Source organism: Actinoplanes regularis (genome assembly GCF_900188005.1).
Lineage (GTDB): Bacteria > Actinomycetota > Actinomycetes > Mycobacteriales > Micromonosporaceae > Actinoplanes > Actinoplanes regularis.
Genome location: NZ_FZNR01000010.1, coordinates 49063 through 66769, shown reverse-complemented (window position 1 = coordinate 66769; position 17707 = coordinate 49063). Strand labels below are relative to the sequence as shown.

The window sequence follows — 17707 nt, the reverse complement described above, 5'->3', positions numbered from 1 at the left end:
ACGGATGCCGATACCGCCCCGGGGATCCCGTGTTCGTGCCAGGGAAGGAGAACCACTAGTGGCGGACGAGCCTTACCTGGCCGCATCCTCCACTCTGCGTCACGGCCCGGCCCTCGTCGTGCTCACCGGACCGCCCGGGTGCGGCCGCAGCACCCTGCTGCAGCGCGTCGCCGCCGCGGCCGGCGGTCCCGTGCACGCCGGAGGCGGCCTGGCCATGCTCGCCAACGTGCCCGCGCTCGCGTTGTCGCGGGCCGTGCGAGCCCGGCTGCCCGGCGACGACGTGCACCTGCTCGCCGAAGCGGTCCGCTCCCGGGTGCGTGGCGGCGTGCTCGTCCTCGACGACGTGCAGCACTGCGACCCGGCCACGATCGCGGCCCTGCCGCACCTGGCCCGCTCCTGCCGGGTCCTGGTCGCCCTGCGCACCCCGCACCGGCTGCCCGACGACCTGCACCAGGCGTTGCGCGAGGCCGCGACCGCCTGGCTGCCGGTGCCCCCGCTCACCGCCGACGAGGCCCTCGCCCTGGCCCGGCGCACCGCCGCACGACTGGACGAGACCACGCTCGGCGCGGTCGTCACCCGCGCCGGCGGGAACCCCCTGGCGATCATCGGACTGGCCCGGCAGGCCGCCGCCGGCCGCGCCGCCGCGTCCCACGACATCGACCAGATGGCGTACGCGATCGCGGCCGCCCTGGCCGACCTGCCGCGACCGGCGCGCACCGCCCTGGCCGCGCTCGGCCTGCTGGGCCGCCCCGCCCCGGCCGGACTGCTCGGCCCCGGCGCCGCCGACCTGCAAGCCGCCGGCCTGGTCGCCGCCGAACCCGGTGGCGCCCTGTTCCCCGTGTCGGCCTACGTGGCCGAGACCGCGGCCGGGCTGCTGGACGCGGCCGCCCGCGCCGACATGCACCAGCGACTGGCCCAGCTCACGCCACCGGCCGAAGCGGCCCGGCACCTGGCCGCCGCCGGCGACCCCGCCGGCGCGTACCGGCAGGCGCTGGCCGCCGCCGACCTGGCCGCCGGCGGGGAACGCGCCACCCTGCTGCTGTTCGCCTGCGGCCTGGACACCCCGGTCGACCTGCGGGTACGGCTCGCGGCAGCGGACGCGCTCCTGGTCGCCGGGCGGCCCGGCGAGGCCGCCTCCGTGCTGGCCGGCGCGGGCGCCCGGGCAACCGGGGCAGCCGCCCCCCTGGCCCTGGAGGTCGCCGTCCTGCACGGCGAAGCACTGCTGCAGGGCGGCGACCCGGCCGCGGCCCGCGACGCCGTCCGTGGCGTCCCCGACGCCGCCGCGGCCGCCGTCGTCGCCGCCCGCGACCGGGTGCTGCTGCTGGCGGCCCTGGCCACCGCCCCGATGTCCGCACTCGACCTGGCCGACAAGGTCGCCGCCCGGCACCCCGAGCCGCTGCCCGGCGTCGCCGCGGCCATCGCCGCGGTCCGCGCCGTGCACCGGGCCCCCGGCTGGGACACCGACCTGGCCGCGGTCGCCGCCCCCGGCGGCGACCCGCTGATCACCCGCTGGAGCGCGTGGCTGCTGGTCGAACACCTCGCCGCCGACGGGCGCCTGACGGAATCCGCGGCCGCCGCGCTGCGCGCCGCGCAGGAGGCCGGCGACGCCCTGGCCTACGGCTGGCAGACCCGGTTCATCGCCGCCGCCGACTGGGCCCTGGCCCTGCACGGCGGCGCCGACGGGGTCGACGGGGTCGTACGACGCGCCGCGAACCTCACCGACCTGGCCCTGCCCGAGCAGGCCCAGGCCTACGCGACCGCCGCGACCGCGCTGATCGAAGCCGACACCGGCCTGCTGGCCGCGGCCCGCTCCCGGCTCAAGGGCGCCACCACACACCCGGCCGCCGACTGGGTCGCCCGCGAGGCCGCCTGGCTCGACGGGCAACCCGAACGCGGCGAACGCCGCACCGACGACAGCGACGGCCTGCTCGCCGGCCTGCACGCGATCACCGCCCGCTGGGCGGCGCACGACCTCGGCGTACCCGCCAGCGCCGCGATCCCCACCGGCCTGCCCGGACCGGCCCGCCGGACCCTGACCGCCTGGGCCGTCGGCTACGGCTTCCCGGCCGCCGCCGACAGCTGGCGACAGGTCGCCCTGCGCGAACAGATCCGCTGCCTGCTCGCGGCCGGACTGACCGATCAGGACCGCGAACGGGCGGTCGCGGCACTGCTGCACGCCGAAGAACTCGCCGACGCGGCCGGCCTGACCGTGCTCGCCGGCCGCGCCCGCCGCGGCCTGCGCCAGCACGGCCTGCACCGCGACGTGCGCGGCCGCCGCTCCGAAGGCGGGCTCACCCAGCGCGAACAGGACGTGCTACGACTGGTCGCGGCCGGCGAACCCACCCGCCGCATCGCCGGGCAACTCGGCATCTCCACCGAGACCGTCGACACCCACATCCGGGCGAGCATGCGCAAACTCGGCGCCCGCACCCGCACCGAAGCCGCAGCCCTCGCCTTCGCCGCGTCCCCGACCCGGCCCGACACCAGCGACAACAGCGAGGATGGCCGGTGAACACACAACCCGACGCACCACGCCACGTAGTTGCCACCGCGGCCGACGCCGACGCCGTCCTGCGCCGCCTGGCCCGCGAAGGCTGGACCGCCCGGCCCGGGTTCGCCCTGCCCGACCCGGCCTGGGACGTCGGCGGCGCCCGCATCGTCCTGCACGGGCGCATCGGCGACGACGACACCGACGCCATCCGGCTGGCCGTGCTCGCCGCCGCTCGCGGGGCCGGCGTCGTCGCGGTCTGCGACGCCGAGTCTCCGGCCGGGCGGGCACTGATCGACGATCTCGGCCGGATCGGGGCGGTTCAGCGCGGGACCGACGGCGGTGATCCGGTCGCCAGCCTCATCCCGGAGCAGCGCGCACTGCTCGACCGGCTCGCGGCCGGTGACACCATCGCCGCGGCGGCCGCCGCCGAATTCCTGTCCCTGCGTACCGCGAACCGTCGTATCGCCGAGGCCCGCGCGCTGTTCGGCGTACGCACCACCCGCGAAGCGGTCCTGGCCTACCTGCGGCAACGGCAGCCGGAGTAACGCCTGCCCCGGTGAGATCGCCCGAAAGATCTCAGCCGGCAACCTCGGCCGGTAGCCGTCGGTGTCGAGCCGGCTCAAGCCGGGACGGCCAGGTCGATCGCCGCGAGCTTGGCCGGGTCGACGACGATGTGGAGGCCGGTGATACTGACCGCGGCCGCACGAAACGCGGACACCAACGGTCGTCAGCCAGCCCGTCAGGTTGCCGATGACCGCCTCGTCCTGACGTGCGAGACGCAGCCAGGCCTCCTGGACCACGTCCTCGGCGTCCGCATGCGCGTACTGCCGGATCTCGGACTTGCTCGAAGACGACGCCGCGCCCGCGCAGAACCTCGAGATCCCTGCGCAGATCGTCGGAGCCGAGGATCAGCGGACCGGGCACGACTGCCCGCCGACATCACCGGGCTGTCCGGCGGTCGCCGGGTGCGACCACAGGACGATCTGCACCGGGCTAGCGGGCACGCCGACGGTGAGGAAACGCCCGTCCGGCCACGGGAGTCGATCCGCTTCGCCAGGCCTAAAACTCCAGCGCGCGGTCCTGATCGGTGACGTAGACCGTCACGTACATGATCTCGCTCAGCATCCATGTCTCGATTCACTCGCAGGCGCGACGACGGGTCCTGTCCGGCCGTCACCCCTATGACGGGCGCCGCCGAAAGAATGCGGAGCCGGCCGCCTGCGGGCAGGGGTGCGCTGGGCCGATCGCGGGTATCCATCCGCACACCAGAGCAAGGAGGCCCACCGTGAGCAGCAGCGACAGTGTCGCCGGAGCCAGCACCGACCAGCACATCTCCGGCTTTGAGGAGGAGGGCACGTTCCAGACCGACGAGCCGCCGACCTCCACGACCCCCGCGAGCGGCAGCAGCAACGCCGGCATCAACCGGCTGCACGCCAACCGCGGCGCCCCGGGCGACGACCCGGAAAAGATGACCCTCGACCCGATTCCGGCAAACCACACAACACAGCAATAAGTTCAAAATCATTTCCAGGTACGACCTGTGGGGCCCCGTGGCCAGGCCCAAGCCAAGCCCCGTGACATTCCCGCGCGGCGCTTGCGGCGCCCCCGGGCAGTGCCGCGCGTCACGGTCGGTCCCGCGAACCGGCGCTGGGCCATGACGTCATCGCCGGCCGGGTCACCGTGCCGGCGGCGTCGGCCGGCGGCGAACTCTTGCCGGAAGCCGGTTTCGGGCGAGACCCGACCGGGCCGAGTGACCGGGCGACGAGCTGATCCACGACCGTTGCCGGGCTTACCGCGTCCGTGCGGGCGGTGTTCAGGATCGCCGCCAGCGTGTCGCCGATGCCGTGTACTCGGGCGGCCGCCCGCTCCGGAGTCTCGTGCAGCAGTTCGACGGCGGTCGCATGGATCAGCCCGCCCGCGCTGACCGCGATGTCCGGTGCCCACAGGATGCCCCGCTCGTGCAGCAGGCCCGCGGTGCCCGCGGCATCCAGCTGGTTGTTGGCCGGCCCGGCGATCGCCGCGCACCGCAACGCCGGCACCGACGCCGCGGTCAGCAGGCCGCCGAGCGCGGCCGGGACCAGCACGTCCACCGCGGCGGTCAGGCAGTCCCGCGGGCTGACCCAGGTGGCGCCGTGCCGCGCGGCGACCACCCGCCGGGCGGTGTCGACGTCGGCGGCGATCAGCCGGGCGCCGGCCGCCGCGAGCAGCGCCGCGATGTGCGCGCCGACCCGGCCCAGGCCCAGGATCGCGAAGCTGCGGCCGGCCAGGTCGGCTGATCCGAACCGGTCGGCGCAGACCGTCCGCAGGGCGGCGAGCACCCCGGCGGCGGTGTGCGGGGACGAGTCACCGCTGCCGCCGGCGGAGCGCGGCCGGCAGAAGACGTGCCGGGTGCGTTCGGCGATCACCGTCATGTCGTCGGGCCCGGTGCCGACGTCCGGGCCGGTCGCGTAGCGGCCGTCCAGGGAGGCGATCACGTCGCCGACGTCGTGCAGCAGATCGCGGCGGGCGGCGGGAGCGGGCGCGCGCCGGTCCGGCAGGGTCACCACGGTCTTTCCGCCGCCGAGCGGCAGGCCGGCGACCGCGCACTTGCCGGTCATCGCCGCCGACAGCCGCAACGCGTCGTCGAGGCCGTCACGCCAGTGCGGGTAGTGCTCGAGCCGGCAGCCGCCGGCGGCCATGCCACGGCCGGTCGCGTGCACCGCGACGGTGATCGGCAGCCCCGAACGGCGGCCACGTTCGGTGATGACAAGTTCGTGTTCCATGCCTCGACGCTAGCCAGTTGATCGAGATTCACCCGCTGATTCCGGACGATGTTCGACAAGTAGGCGATAATTCCGGTCGTGGACGAACTTGATTCGGCGATCGTGGCCCATCTTCAGACAGACGCCCGGCAGACCAACCGGGAACTGGCCCGCACCATCGGTGTCGCCCCGTCGACCTGCCTGGAACGGGTCCGGGCTCTACGTGAGCGCGGCGTGATAACCGGCTTCCACGCCGAGGTCGACCTCGGGGCGCTCAACCGCGGCGTGCAGGCGCTGCTGCACGTACAGGTGCGGCCGCTGTCTCGTACCGTCATCGAGAGCTTCAAGGCGTACGCGATGGATCTTCCGGAGGTCCTGTCGGTCTTCGTCGTCGCCGGCGGCGACGACTTCCTGGTCCACGTCGCGGTCCCCGACGTCGGCGCCCTGCACGCCTTCCTCATGGACAAGTTCAGCGGCCGCCGGGAGATCGTCGGTTTCCGCAGCTCCGTGATCTACGAACACTCCCGCAAACCCGTCATCGAGCCCCTCGACCTCTGACCCGGCCGATCGACGGAGAGTGGATCAACCTGTCCAGCAGACGACGTATTCGCTGGTCTGGTCGTCGAGCCGGATCTCCGCCGGACGGTTCGTGAAGCCGAACTCCAGGGCTGCCCAACCAGCGATGGCGGGAGCGAGGGCCGCCTCCAGGTAGTCGACTTCGACGATTTCCAGCGCGTGGATGACGACGATGATGTGGCCGGTGGCTTCGGCGCGCGTGATGTCGTCTGCGACGTGACGCAGTCCGGTCCGCAGCCATCCGACTTCGTTCCGGCTCAGCTGGAGGGATGTGCCGCGAAAGCCATCGGTGACGCGGGACGTGTCCAGCCACACGCGATCGCTGATGTGATCAGCCCGCACCGGTGGGGTGGTTTGCCGTAAGGCGTCGGCGGTGACGCCGGCGAAGATGCCGATCCTGCTGGTCTGGCGTTTGAAGCGGTAGTTGTGCACGGGCGCTCAGCTCTCCTTTCCCGGCAGCCGCCACACAGCGGTGCAGTGTCGCCGGTCTCGTGGCCGAAGCTGGAGTTGCTCGTCGAGAGGCCGTCGGCGAGCCGGAACCGTTCAGGCCGGTTGCTCGGGTGAGGCGACACCTTTCAGCGGCGCGGGGGACGGGCGGTGACGCAGTAGAAGCGGCCGGCCGGATCGCGCAGCGTCGTCCAGCTGTCCGGGATCCGGCGCACCACCGTGGCACCCAGCGCCTCGTGCCGGGCCACCTCGGCGTCCACATCGTCGCAGGCCAGATCGAGATGCACGCCGGCCGGGCCGGCGTCGAGGCGCTGCAGCAGCAGCCGCGCCGGGAGCGGCTCCGGTGCGATCAGGCGCTCGAACTCGGCGCAAGCCGGTATCGGATCGTGGTGCCAGCCGGTCGCCGCCCGCCAGAACACGCACTCCGCCTCGTACACCGCGGCGGGAAGGTCGAGGCACACCTGGTCGGCGAGGCTGGCCTGACCGTCGGGCCAGACCGGCGCGACCGGGCCGGTCCGCTCACCACGCCACGGGACCAGGCAGAACACGATCCCGCCCGGCGACCGCGACACAATCAGATCGTCGTCTCGGCGCAGCACGCTCGCACCGAGCGCCACCAGCGTCGACGCGGCCTCCGGCAGCGATTCGACGTGCAGGTCCAGGTGGCCACGCGCTGGTGCGTCACCGACCACCTGCACCCGCAGCACCGGGTCGCCCGAGGCTGGGACCAGGGTCGCGAACGTCCCGTCGCCGCGGCGCGTCGACAGGGTCGTACCGGTCACCGCCAGCCAGAACCGCTCGGCGACCGGGGCGTGCGCGGCGGGCGTGTCCAGGAACCCGGTCACCCACCGCACCGGCCCGGCCTGCTCGGCGCCCATCAGCTGTTGCGTCCGGTCCGCAGCGCGTGCGCCACGTCGGGGCGCCCGAAACCCTCGGCGAACGCCGCCGCCTTGTCCCACGGGTACGTCACCTCCCGCAACGACACCTCCCACCGCCCGGACGCGTCGTCGACCAGCGCGTACCGGGCGTGCGGGCTGCCGGCGGCCATCTCGTGCTCGAACGGCCGGTCGTCGGTGTACGCCGGCCAGCCGACACTGCCCGGGTTCACGATCAACGGCCCGCCGGGCAGCCGCAGCGACCCGGCGACATGGGTGTGCCCGCACAGCAGCAGGTGATAGCCGCTGACCTCACCGAGCCGGGAACGAACCTCGTCGACGGTCGCCTCCCGAGCCCCGGCGGCGGTGACGGTGTGCAGCAGATACTGCAGGTCGTCGGTGGGCGTGCCGTGAAACGCCAGAACCCCCGGCGCGGGCGACAACGTCATCGGCAGCGACGCCATCCACGAGCGATGCCGCGCGCCGATCAGCGAGCTGGTGAGCCGGTCGACCATCCCCATCCGCTGCTCGGAGAAGGTCAACAGCTGCCGCTCGTGGTTACCGGCCACGGTCGGCAATCCGAGCTCGATCAGCCGGTCCGCGGTCTCGGCCGGCTGGACCGGCCCGGACAGCAGGTCACCGAGGTTGACGGTGAGCTCGGCACCGTCCTCGGCGATCGCCGTCAGGACCGCGTCGAGCGCGGGCAGGTTGCCGTGCACATCGGAGATGACCGCGAGCCGCATGCGATCACCTTACGTCGACCGGGAATCCGTTCTGGTACGCGAGCCGCCCGTCCGCCCCGGCCGCCAGTTCGTCCAACTCGGTGTCCAGGGCCAGGAACACCGCCCACGGCTCCTGCCCGCAGACCGCCACCAGCCGCTCGATCAGCAGCTGCTCCAGATCCGGCACCCGTTTGGCCTTCCACACCTTGTCCGCGACGCTGACCAGCAGATCCTCGATCTCGACGGTGGGGGAGTCCCACGAGCCGTGACTGGCCGCGAACCGGGCCAGCCGAGGCGCCACCCCCGCCTGCAGCAGCAGCCGCCGCCCGGCCTGCTCATGCCGGGAACCGGGCCCGGACAGCTCCTGCGGATGTGTGACCTTGCCGATGTCGTGGGTCGCCGCCCCGAACAGCACCGCCGAGCGATCGAACTCGAGCGCCGGGTACGCGCCGGCCAGCCAGCCGGTCAACCGCCATGCCACGTCGTGCACGGCCCGCAGGTGCGCCCCCAGCCGCGGCGGAGCCCCCAACGTCACCAGAAGATCAGCCGCCGCCGGCGGCAACAACCGCAGCGGTGGTACGGCCGGACCACCGATCGCCTCGACCAGCAGATTCACACGTCTCCTCTCGCCAGCCGGGTGAACCGGCGAGCATAGTCGCGGTACGCCACGGCATACTTGTCGTCGCGTGCCACCAGCCGGGCGGACTCCTCGGCGATCAACGCCCGCGCCCGGTCCCGGTCACCGTCGGCCAGCGCCACCGCCGGCAGCAGGAAGAACCGGGTCGCCTCCGGCAACAGCCCACCGATCTCCCGGCGCAGCGCCGCCCAGTCCGCCCACCGGTCGATGAACGGCTGCCCCCGCACCACCACCACCTCGGCCAACTCGTCCGCGACCGCGACCAGATCCCCGCCCGCCGGGAACACCCACCGCCCACCGACCGGCAGCGTCACACACGCCACCGGCTCGTCCCAGCCCGCCGTGGCCACCAGGATCTTCTCCACCGGCCGGTGCCGCACCCCGACCACCGGCTCGGCCACGACAGACGTCCCCTCGTCGCTCAGCCGCAGATCCAGCCAGCCGTGCTCGGGCTGCAGCAGGATCCCATGCCGGCGCCGGGTGAAACCGCAACAGGCCAGCGCTCGCGCGCAGGCGTCCGTGACCCGATTCCGCACCGCACATTCATAGCATCCACAAAGGACCCCGCACGTCGTTTTGCGATAGCTTCGTCACCGACAGTTTTCACCGGGACATCGACACGGGGGAGAAACGCACGTGGTGGATGACGCACCCGCCGGCCTGGACACCACCACCGTCCACCCGGCCCGCCGCTACAACTACTGGCTCGGCGGCAAGGACCACTTCGCCGCCGACCGCGAATCCGGCGACCTGATCGAGAAGGCCCACCCCACCATCCGGCTCACCGCCCGGGAGAACCGGGCCTTCCTGCAACGCGCCGTACGACACCTGGCCGAGACCGGCATCGACCAGTTCCTCGACATCGGCACCGGCCTGCCCACCGCCGACAACACCCACGAGGTCGCCCAGCGCGCCAACCCGGCCGCCCGCGTCGTCTACGTCGACAACGACCCGATGGTGATGACCCACGCCCGCGCCCTGCTCTCCAGCACCGCAGCGGGCCGCACCCGCTACATCGAGGAAGACCTGCGCAACCCCGGCAAGATCCTCGCCCACCCGATGCTGCGCGACACCCTCGATCTCGACCGCCCCGTCGGGCTCGTCCTCGTCGCCGTCCTGCACTTCATCGCCGAACACCAGCACGCCCGCGACCTCGTCGCCGAGCTGCTCGCCGCCCTGGCCCCCGGCAGCCACCTCGTGCTGACCCACGGCACCGCCGACTTCTCCACCGAACAGGAGAAGGAGTACTTCCGGCAGCTGACCGCCAGAGGCGCCAGCGACGCGTACCCCCGCTCGCACGACGAGATCACCGAGTACTTCACCGGCCTGCACCTGCTCGAACCCGGCATCGTCCCGGTCTGCGCCTGGCACCCGGCCACCGACGACCTGCCCAGCCCCCACGACATCGCGATCTACGGCGGAGTCGGCCGGCTGGGCGAACGTCGATAAACGAGGATGCGTACCGGCCGAGGCCGGTGTTGGATCCCCCCATGAAGCATGATCTTGCGCGGCCCCCGAAAGCCAAGCCCGGCGACCACATCGCGGTCCTGTCACCATCGTTCGCCGCCCCGGGCGCCTTCCCCGAGATCCACGAACAGGGCCTGCGCCGGCTCACCGAGCTGACCGGCCTCGTACCGATCGAATACCCCACCACCCGCCAGCTCGGCGCGACACCACAAGCCCGCGCCGCCGACCTCAACGCCGCCTTCGCCGACCCCCGCATCCGCGCCATCCTCGCCGTCGTCGGCGGCGACGACCAGATCACCGTCATCCCGCACCTGGACGCCGAAGCCGCCCGCGCCGACCCGAAACCCTTCCTCGGCACCAGCGACAACACCAACCTGCACAACTGGCTCTGGAGCCACGGCATCGCCAGCTTCTACGGCGGCTCCTCCCAGGTCCACCTCGGCCCCGGACCCGCCGTCGACGACATCCACGCCAGCTCCCTGCGCGCCGCCCTGCTCACCGGCGAAACCCTGGAGATCACCGACCCCGGCGAATCCGAGGACATCGGCCTCGACTGGGCCGACCCACGCGCCCTGCACCACTTCGGCGACCGCGAACCGACCGAACCGTGGAGCTGGCACGGCCCACGCCGCACAATCACCGGCACCACCTGGGGCGGCTGCCTCGAAGTCACCGAACAGATCCTCGCCGCGGGCCGCTTCCCGTTCCCCGCGGACGCCCTCGACGGCAACGTACTGCTGCTCGAAACCTCCGAAGAGCTCCTGCCCGCCCACAACGTCGGACGGATCGTCCGCACCCTCGGCGAACGCGGCCTGCTCGCCGCCGTCGACGCGGTCCTGGTCGCCCGCCCACCCGTCTCCGACTTCACCCACCAGCCCTCGCCCACCGAACGGGCGGACCTGCGCGCACAGCAACGCGACACGGTCGTCGAGACGGTGACCCGCTACAACCCGCAGGCCGTCATCTGCGTCGGCGTCCCGTTCGGCCACACCCGGCCGCAATGGATCCTGCCGCACGGCGGACCCGTCACCGTCGACGGCACCGAACGCCGCATCACCGCCGACTACCGGTGACCCACCGGGCCGGGCCGCCTCGCAGGCCCGGCCCGCCCGTCAGCCCTGACGCTCCAGCACCAGCGCAACCCCGGCCCGGGCCAGATGCCGCCGCGCCACCGTCATCTCCGCCTCGGTCCCGGTCAACCCGTCCTCCAGTACGGCCTTGAGCCGCGACAACGGCGTCCCGAACTCCCGCAACACCTTCATCACCGCCACCCGCCGCGACCCCGGATCCGCAGCGAACCGCAGCCGGAACACGCCGTAATGCTCCATGATCGCCCGCCGCAGATCCTCCGGCAGCTCCCCACGACCACACTCCAGCGCACCGCACTCGTGATCCACCGACCACCCCAGCCGCTCGCCGGCCACGAAGTCGTACACCCGGCCGGTCCCGCAGCAGGACGTGGGCACCGCGGTTCCGTCACTCATCACACACGCGATCATCACACCGGCCGCGCCGACGACGAACGCGGGGGAGTAGACCGTACCGCCGAAATCGCTTTAAGGTTTTGGCCTCTAAACCCGACGATCAAGGTACGAAGTCTCAAACGTCAGACCGACGCGATAGGGTCGTCGGACAGATCCATGGGGGAGGGCACGATGATCGACTACGACGAGCCGTACCGCACCGGCACCGCGCCCTGGGAGATCGGCCGCCCGCAACCCGCGATCACCGCCCTGCTCGAACACGGCGTGCGCGGCCCCAAAGTCCTCGACCTCGGCTGCGGCACCGGCAACCTCTCCATCGTCCTGGCCAACCGCGGATACCACGTCACCGGAGTGGACATCTCACCACTGGCCATCGAGAAGGCCCGAGCCAAAGCCACCGGCCTCACCGTCCGCTTCGAAGTCCAGGACGCCACCGCACTGACCCTGCCCAACGCGCCCTTCGACACCATCTTCGACTGCGGCCTGCTGCACAACCTGCACCGCAACGGCGGCGTCGACGACTACCTCGCCCAACTACCCGCACTCAGCGAACCGGGCACCCTCGTCTACGTCCTGGCCATCTCCGCCGACGCCGGCGAGCACTGGAGCATCACCCGCGACCACCTGCAGCAGTGGTTCCCCGAACCCACCTGGACCGACACCGCCATCAAAGACGTCGAAGTCCTCGCCCAGGTCGACGGCGAACAGCTCAAACTGCCCGGCTACCGGCTGCGCACCTCCCGCTCGTTCACCTGAAGATCACCCGGGACCAGACTGAACACCGCAAGATCACCCCGGCCCGACCGGGTCCACGACGCGTTGCGCAGCACACCCTCGAAAACGAAACCGGCACTCTCCGCCACCCGCCGCGACGCCACATTGCGGGTATCCGTCTGCAACGCCACCCGCACCAGCCCCAACTCCGTCAACGCCCACCGGCTCACCGCCCGCGCCGCCTCCACCGCGAAACCGTTGCCGCGCGCCCACACCGCCGTCCAGTAGTGGATCTCGGTCGTCTTCGCCGTCCAGTCAGTACCGAACAACGCCACATGACACGCCAACCGGCCGCTCTCACGCTCCACGCCGGCGAAATTCTCCCCACGCGAACACCAGTCGAGCACCAGATCGAGACTCGCCCCGGCATACCGGAAACCCACCGGCGCGAAACGCAGAAAACTCTTCTCGTTCCAGACCGCGTGCACACCGGCGGCATCACCGGCCTCGAACGGCCGCAACACCAGCCGCTCCGTCGACAACACCGCACCCACCGGCAACCTCATGAAGATCAATTTTAGCCGGGGCACGGCGTTCCCCTGCGCATCGCCTGCTCGAGCCGCGGCGGTTTCCACCGCCCCAGCCGACCCATCGCACAGGATCCGCACGGCAAACGGCCGCGCCCGAGGGCGCGACCGTTTGTTCGACGACTACCGCCGCTAATTCCCCTCGGACCAACGCCAGGGGCGTCCGGCGCGATAGTTGCGGTCCACGTCCACGTCGACATTGCGGTACGGCGACCCGTAGTTACGGTCGACATCCACATCTACATCGCGGTATCCGGGACGCCACGGGCGTGCCCCACGGTAACGGTTGTAATCTACGTCAACATTGCGGTACGGAGACCCATAGTTGCGGTCCACGTCCACATCTACATCGCGGTATCCGGGACGCCACGGGCGTGCCCCACGGTAACGGTTGTAATCTACGTCAACATTGCGGTACGGAGACCCATAGTTACGGTCCACGTCCACGTCCACGTCGCGGTACCGGGGACGCCACGGGCGTACCGCACGGTAATTGCGGTCGACATTCACGTCTACGTCCCGGTAGGGCGACCCGTAGTTACGGTCGACATCCACATCCACGTCGGGCCAACCAGACCGGGCGTGAACGGCTGTCGTCGAACCTGTGCCGCCTGAGGAGGCGAGCGCCGGGACCGCCCCGATCGTCGCCCCAGCAGCGAGCCCGATCCCCACCATCAGCGTGCGTGTCATGACGTTCAAGGTTCATTTCCTTCCGAAGAACTACCGACTCCGACAAGACGACCACGACTTTCGGAAATACATTCGCGTTCCCGCGTTAGGTAGTTGTTCGGCCGATGACCACACCCTCCGAACGGTCAATTTCTCGGCATAATCACGCAACCCAGGATTCACCCCAGAAGATCTCGGCGATAATCCGGAATCACTTCCCTGATATTGATCTTACAATTGAGGCCAGAATTCATTCGCGTTACCGGCGTGAATACGGATAGCAGAGGGGCAATAACGCTCGCAAGTGACCAAGCCGGGGGAGTACGCCATCACACCCAATGCCACTCAGCATAAGTTGATCTCGGATGCGATCTCATGCGTCGCACCCGCAACCGCGCCGTGTGCCCGCCAGCCACCGTCCGCCTTGGGCCACCCTCCTGGCCGCCGCCTGCGATTCGCGGGTGGGCGCGTCTATCTGCCGGGGTGCGGCGGGATTGCGGAAACTCGCGGGCCAGCTGGTGCTGATGGTCATGCCCCAGCCTGGGATACAGCCGAGCCACCCCGACTGGACCACAGGGGCGTAGCAACAGCAGCGATACGACCATGACAACCAGCCGGGACCGCCACCACCGCGAACGCGGAAACTTTGCGCACGTACCGCCGCGCCGCGGGTCCGCAAGTTGCTGTCGCGGCCCACCTTCCAGGAGCCCCCGCCCGCATCTCGGGACGACCCTGTCCTGCCACCTACCGCGAACGGCGCTACCGGCGGTCACACCGCATGGCGACCAACCCAGCCACCCACACCATCGCAAGCAAACCCCGAGAGACCCCACCCCATTCAAGGTCAACTTAGGTTGAGTGGCATTGCCGTCACGCCAACTCGCGCAACACCCGATTCGTGCGATTCGACTGGATCGCCGCCCGCTGCTGCTCCGCCGTCACCTCGATGTAGTTCTGCGACGTAGCCAGCGACGCATGCCCCAGCAACCGCATGATCTCCGACGCGTTCGCCCCATCCTCCGCCAACCGCGTCGCGAACGTATGCCGCAACGCATGCAACTGCGCCCCACGCGGCACCCGATCACCGATCCCCGCCCGCCGGAAACACGACCGCACCAGATACTGCAAACCACCCCGCTGCAACGGCTCCCCGAACCGATCCACCAGCAACGGCGCCGACTTCTCCACCCGACCGAACCGCACCCGCCGGCTCGCCACATACCGCCACACCGCCGCATCCAAACCCGCGTCGATCGGCACCGTCCGCGGCCGCCCACCCTTACCGGCCACCTCCACCCGCCGCTCACCATCACGCCCCGACACCGCGCCCACCGTCAAACCAAGCAACTCCGACAACCGCAACCCGGCACACAACGCCAACGCCAGCACCAGCACATCGCGCTCCGGCCACGGATCCCGCTGCCGCTCATCAGCGCGGGACACCACCCGCAACAACTGCTCCGGCGTGTCCTCACCCCGCAACGGCTTGGGGGAGTGCGCCACCAGCCGCGGCTTGTCCACCGCCGACATCGGATTGCCCGCCACCACACCCTCGGTCACCAGGAACGTGAAGAACGCGTTCCACGACGACCAGGCACGAGCGATGGAAGCGGGGGCGCGGTCCGCCGCGAAACGCGCGAAGGCGGCACGCAGCACGCGAGGGGAGAGGTCGGCCGGGGCGGTAGGGGCGGGCACGGCGTGCTGCAGCACCAGGGTGAGATCCCTGCGGTACGCGGCGAGGGTGTGTGCCGAGGGCTTCCGTGTGGCTCGAGCGGCCAGGAACTCGTCGACGAACTCAGCCAGGGGAGTCGGCTCGACAGGTGATTCGTGCTGCATAAGAGATATTATGCATGATATATCCATATCTGTACCCAGATGGACCTTAGCATGCCTGCAGTCCGTTTCAAGTGCCGTTCACCGGGCACGGGGCTGCCCGGCCGGGGAAGGGCGGGGCTGCTCGAGCCGAAACCGACCAGCCGGCGTAGTCGTCCCGCTCGGGGCGGCTAGCGATCGCAACCTGTCCCGAACTCTGTCCACGGACGCTTCGGGGGGCGTGGCTCAGCTTCTTACGGCGTACCCCAGGGAAATGATCGTCGGTTCGGACCCGGCCGATCTTGCCGGGTCTTGCGCATGCGAAGTGCGGCGGCCGTGCCCCTGAAGGGACCCCTTTCCGCGTTCTAGTTGACATAATGTGCATTATCGACCTGATATTTTGGCCTGGATCCGGGCGGACGGCGGGAACGTGGTCAGGCCACAGTCGCGCGGACGATGGTTGAAGAGATCGTCGCCAGTTCGGGCCGGGTCGGCATGAGCAGGGTCGTGACACCCAGCGTCTCGTTCATCGCCGCCAGCTGATTCTCCCGCACCACGTCGCCGGTGTTCCGCACCCCACGGATGATCACTCCGGCCCCGTGCTGCCGGCAGTAGGCCACGGTCAGCCCGTTCCAGGCCGCAACCGCAACGTTCTCCCACTCCCTCGGGAGTCCGGCACGGATATCCGCCGCGCGGTGCACGCCCGACCTCGTGGGCCGCTTCTCGTCGTTGACCGCGACCAGGACCGTCACGTGTTCGAACAAGCGGCGCGCCCGATCGACGAGATCTCGATGCCCGGCGGTGAAGGGATCGAACGTACCTGGATAGACCGCTCGGGAATTCCGAGGATCGCCGACAGGGCCGGGAAACATCGACACATGTTACCTACCGGCGGACGACTCCCCCTCCCCTGTGGCCGGCGTCAGCAGCCCGTGCGGAAGTAACGGAGAGTAACGCTCCGAGAGGGACTGAAGCTCGCCGGTTGAGCCTAGGGACGATCATGGTGCCGACGGGCAGGCTCCCTGGCGACGAGAGACGTGGAGGCTTCGTTTTGCGGGACGAGTGGGTGTATGTCGTGACGGATATCGAGACGGACGGGCCGTGGCCGGGAGCGAATTCGATGCGGTCGTTCGCTTCGGTCGCGGTCACTGCCGAGGGCGAGGAGGTCGGCGTGTTCGAGGCGGTTCTCGAGCCGCTCGCCGGCGCGGCGCCGAATCCGGCCACGTATGCGTGGTTCCAGACGCAGCCTGAGGCGTGGGCCGCGGCGACCGCCGATCCACGACCGGTCCCCCAGGTGATGGCCGACTTCACGGCGTGGGTGCGCAGCCTGCCGGGGCCGAGGATGTTCGCGGCGTCGCCGCTGGCGTTCGATGGTGGGTGGATCGATTTCTACCTACGGCGGTTCACCCGCTACGGGTTGGTGCAGGGGCCTTATGAGACGGATGTGCTGTTCGACGGTCCCGGCCTGTGTCTGCGCAGCTATGCCGCGGCGGTCACCGGCCGCCCGGTCGCCGAGGTGTCGCCGGAGACGCTGCCTGCGGGGTGGCTCGGCGATGTTCCGCACACGCATCGGGCGATCGACGATGCCCGTGGCTACGCGCACCTGCTCGGGGTGTTGTTCCATCGGGCGCGGGCGCTGCAGGAGCCGGAGGCCTGACCGCCTCTCCCCTGCGCGGATGATCATCGGTTGTGGAGCTTTACGGGTACGACGGGGGTAGGCACAGCCGGGGTTCGGAGTTCGTGCTGACGGCGGAGCGTTTGGCGGCCGACTTCGAGGTGGGTGTGGAGCATGCGAGGTGGGCTCTCGAGGAGTTGAGGTCGTTCGAGTCGCAACCGGCTTCGGCGTTGGTGACGGATGGTTCGGGGTTGCTCGGTGAGCCGGGGTTCTGGGCGCGGGATGTCGCGGCGTTGGAGGCGGTGTTGGGGCTGCGCCGGGTGGAGTGGCTCAGGCAGTACCGGGCCGAGGCGTGGCCGGCCTTCACCGTCGGGCGCGGTGGCACTGGTGGTGTATCGCACCGATCTGGCGCCCACGCTGGGTCCGGGGTGTGTGGAGCTCGCTGAGGAGTACCGGGTCGATTTCTGGCTGGCGCCGGGTGACGGTGGGCCGGGGATGATGCTGGCGGACCTGTTGGGGCATTGGTTCGGGCCGGCGTTGCGGTGGGTGGAGTTGCGCGGGATCGTTCGGGCCGCACTGCCGGATCGGGTGGCGGCGGCGCGGCGGTTGTTGCTGTTGGCGCCGTTTCTGGGTGATGCCGCTGCCGGTGACGAGGCGGTGGATTGGCTGGCGCGGGCGTTGGGGTTGGTCAGTGGGCGGGATCAGCGGTCGGCTGAGGTGCGGGCGGCGGAACGGGGTTTGGGTGAACGACGGGTGTTACTGCAAGCGCAGTCCGGGCCGGGAGTCCCAGTTGCGTCGTGTGGACGTGGCTCTGGCGCCGGGTGTGGGTTCTCCCTTCCCTGCTGTGGCGACCCCCGTAGCTTCGAGAGC

18 protein-coding genes are annotated in these 17707 nt (G+C 70.8%); 8 read left to right on the top strand and 10 right to left on the bottom strand.

What is annotated here, in order from left to right; translation table 11 throughout:
• Positions 1-58 precede the first annotated feature (58 nt).
• From CHC09_RS48490 to CHC09_RS25010, 3 genes are all read left to right on the top strand, one after another.
• On the top strand, positions 59-2512 hold the full coding sequence (locus CHC09_RS48490) for a LuxR C-terminal-related transcriptional regulator (protein ID WP_089295632.1): 2454 nt from the start codon (positions 59-61) through the stop codon (positions 2510-2512).
• Entirely contained in the window at positions 2509-3036 is a 528-nt protein-coding gene (locus tag CHC09_RS25015) for a LuxR family transcriptional regulator (RefSeq protein ID WP_089295631.1), read from the top strand. The genes CHC09_RS48490 and CHC09_RS25015 overlap by 4 nt, the downstream gene beginning before the upstream one ends.
• Before the next feature lie 740 nt (positions 3037-3776).
• Positions 3777-4004, top strand: a complete 228-nt coding sequence (locus tag CHC09_RS25010; RefSeq protein ID WP_089295630.1) for a hypothetical protein — start codon at positions 3777-3779, stop codon at positions 4002-4004.
• A 109-nt stretch (positions 4005-4113) separates the two neighbouring features.
• Here CHC09_RS25010 and CHC09_RS25005 read toward each other — a convergent pair whose 3' ends face one another.
• A complete protein-coding gene (locus CHC09_RS25005; RefSeq protein WP_089295629.1) occupies positions 4114-5253 on the bottom strand; it encodes a Glu/Leu/Phe/Val dehydrogenase dimerization domain-containing protein in 1140 nt (379 codons plus the stop codon).
• 78 nt (positions 5254-5331) lie between these two features.
• Between CHC09_RS25005 and CHC09_RS25000 the strand changes: the two genes are divergently transcribed.
• Positions 5332-5790 (top strand): Lrp/AsnC family transcriptional regulator, encoded by a 459-nt coding sequence (locus tag CHC09_RS25000; RefSeq protein ID WP_089295628.1) that lies wholly within the window; start codon positions 5332-5334, stop codon positions 5788-5790.
• A gap of 24 nt (positions 5791-5814) precedes the next feature.
• Here CHC09_RS25000 and CHC09_RS24995 read toward each other — a convergent pair whose 3' ends face one another.
• From CHC09_RS24995 to CHC09_RS24975, 5 genes are all read right to left on the bottom strand, one after another.
• Positions 5815-6240, bottom strand: a complete 426-nt coding sequence (locus CHC09_RS24995; RefSeq protein WP_089295627.1) for a hypothetical protein — start codon at positions 6238-6240, stop codon at positions 5815-5817.
• A gap of 143 nt (positions 6241-6383) precedes the next feature.
• A complete protein-coding gene (locus CHC09_RS24990) occupies positions 6384-7133 on the bottom strand; it encodes a VOC family protein (protein ID WP_089295626.1) in 750 nt (249 codons plus the stop codon).
• Positions 7133-7873 (bottom strand): metallophosphoesterase family protein, encoded by a 741-nt coding sequence (locus CHC09_RS24985; RefSeq protein WP_089295625.1) that lies wholly within the window; start codon positions 7871-7873, stop codon positions 7133-7135. Before CHC09_RS24985 ends, CHC09_RS24990 begins: the two co-directional genes overlap by 1 nt.
• Positions 7874-7877: 4 nt before the next feature.
• A complete protein-coding gene (locus CHC09_RS24980) occupies positions 7878-8468 on the bottom strand; it encodes an HD domain-containing protein (protein ID WP_239138511.1) in 591 nt (196 codons plus the stop codon).
• Entirely contained in the window at positions 8465-9025 is a 561-nt protein-coding gene (locus tag CHC09_RS24975; protein ID WP_089295624.1) for a hypothetical protein, read from the bottom strand. The genes CHC09_RS24980 and CHC09_RS24975 overlap by 4 nt, the downstream gene beginning before the upstream one ends.
• A gap of 103 nt (positions 9026-9128) precedes the next feature.
• Between CHC09_RS24975 and CHC09_RS24970 the strand changes: the two genes are divergently transcribed.
• The gene (locus CHC09_RS24970) at positions 9129-9938 is read left to right on the top strand and encodes an SAM-dependent methyltransferase (protein ID WP_239138512.1); all 810 of its coding nucleotides are present in this window, start codon (positions 9129-9131) and stop codon (positions 9936-9938) included.
• Between the two features lie 41 nt (positions 9939-9979).
• Entirely contained in the window at positions 9980-11029 is a 1050-nt protein-coding gene (locus CHC09_RS24965) for a S66 family peptidase (protein ID WP_089295623.1), read from the top strand.
• A gap of 39 nt (positions 11030-11068) precedes the next feature.
• Here CHC09_RS24965 and CHC09_RS24960 read toward each other — a convergent pair whose 3' ends face one another.
• Positions 11069-11440 (bottom strand): hypothetical protein, encoded by a 372-nt coding sequence (locus CHC09_RS24960; RefSeq protein WP_089295622.1) that lies wholly within the window; start codon positions 11438-11440, stop codon positions 11069-11071.
• 171 nt (positions 11441-11611) lie between these two features.
• Between CHC09_RS24960 and CHC09_RS24955 the strand changes: the two genes are divergently transcribed.
• Complete coding sequence (locus CHC09_RS24955; protein ID WP_089295836.1) at positions 11612-12196, top strand: class I SAM-dependent methyltransferase; 585 nt, start codon at positions 11612-11614, stop codon at positions 12194-12196.
• On the opposite strand, the gene CHC09_RS24950 is transcribed toward CHC09_RS24955, so the two are convergent.
• From CHC09_RS24950 to coaD, 3 genes are all read right to left on the bottom strand, one after another.
• The gene (locus CHC09_RS24950) at positions 12163-12789 is read right to left on the bottom strand and encodes a GNAT family N-acetyltransferase (protein ID WP_143232527.1); all 627 of its coding nucleotides are present in this window, start codon (positions 12787-12789) and stop codon (positions 12163-12165) included. The genes CHC09_RS24955 and CHC09_RS24950 overlap by 34 nt on opposite strands.
• Positions 12790-14280: 1491 nt before the next feature.
• On the bottom strand, positions 14281-15246 hold the full coding sequence (locus CHC09_RS24945; RefSeq protein WP_179277269.1) for a tyrosine-type recombinase/integrase: 966 nt from the start codon (positions 15244-15246) through the stop codon (positions 14281-14283).
• A gap of 410 nt (positions 15247-15656) precedes the next feature.
• Positions 15657-16094 (bottom strand): pantetheine-phosphate adenylyltransferase, encoded by a 438-nt coding sequence (coaD, locus tag CHC09_RS24940; protein WP_089295835.1) that lies wholly within the window; start codon positions 16092-16094, stop codon positions 15657-15659.
• A gap of 128 nt (positions 16095-16222) precedes the next feature.
• On the opposite strand from coaD, the gene CHC09_RS24935 reads away from it, so the two are divergent.
• Complete coding sequence (locus tag CHC09_RS24935; RefSeq protein ID WP_089295619.1) at positions 16223-16879, top strand: 3'-5' exonuclease family protein; 657 nt, start codon at positions 16223-16225, stop codon at positions 16877-16879.
• The last annotated feature ends 828 nt before the right edge of the window (positions 16880-17707 follow it).

Bases quoted from the DNA above. Each gene is read 5' to 3' on its own strand.
- CHC09_RS25005 (WP_089295629.1), bottom strand. From the start codon at position 5,253: ATGGAACACGAACTTGTCATCACCGAACGTGGCCGCCGTTCGGGGCTG.
- CHC09_RS24990 (WP_089295626.1), bottom strand. From the start codon at position 7,133: ATGGGCGCCGAGCAGGCCGGGCCGGTGCGGTGGGTGACCGGGTTCCTG.
- CHC09_RS24985 (WP_089295625.1), bottom strand. From the start codon at position 7,873: ATGCGGCTCGCGGTCATCTCCGATGTGCACGGCAACCTGCCCGCGCTC.
- CHC09_RS24965 (WP_089295623.1), top strand. From the start codon at position 9,980: ATGAAGCATGATCTTGCGCGGCCCCCGAAAGCCAAGCCCGGCGACCAC.
- CHC09_RS24960 (WP_089295622.1), bottom strand. From the start codon at position 11,440: ATGAGTGACGGAACCGCGGTGCCCACGTCCTGCTGCGGGACCGGCCGG.
- CHC09_RS24955 (WP_089295836.1), top strand. From the start codon at position 11,612: ATGATCGACTACGACGAGCCGTACCGCACCGGCACCGCGCCCTGGGAG.
- CHC09_RS24945 (WP_179277269.1), bottom strand. From the start codon at position 15,246: ATGCAGCACGAATCACCTGTCGAGCCGACTCCCCTGGCTGAGTTCGTC.
- coaD (WP_089295835.1), bottom strand. From the start codon at position 16,094: ATGTTTCCCGGCCCTGTCGGCGATCCTCGGAATTCCCGAGCGGTCTAT.
- CHC09_RS24935 (WP_089295619.1), top strand. From the start codon at position 16,223: ATGGTGCCGACGGGCAGGCTCCCTGGCGACGAGAGACGTGGAGGCTTC.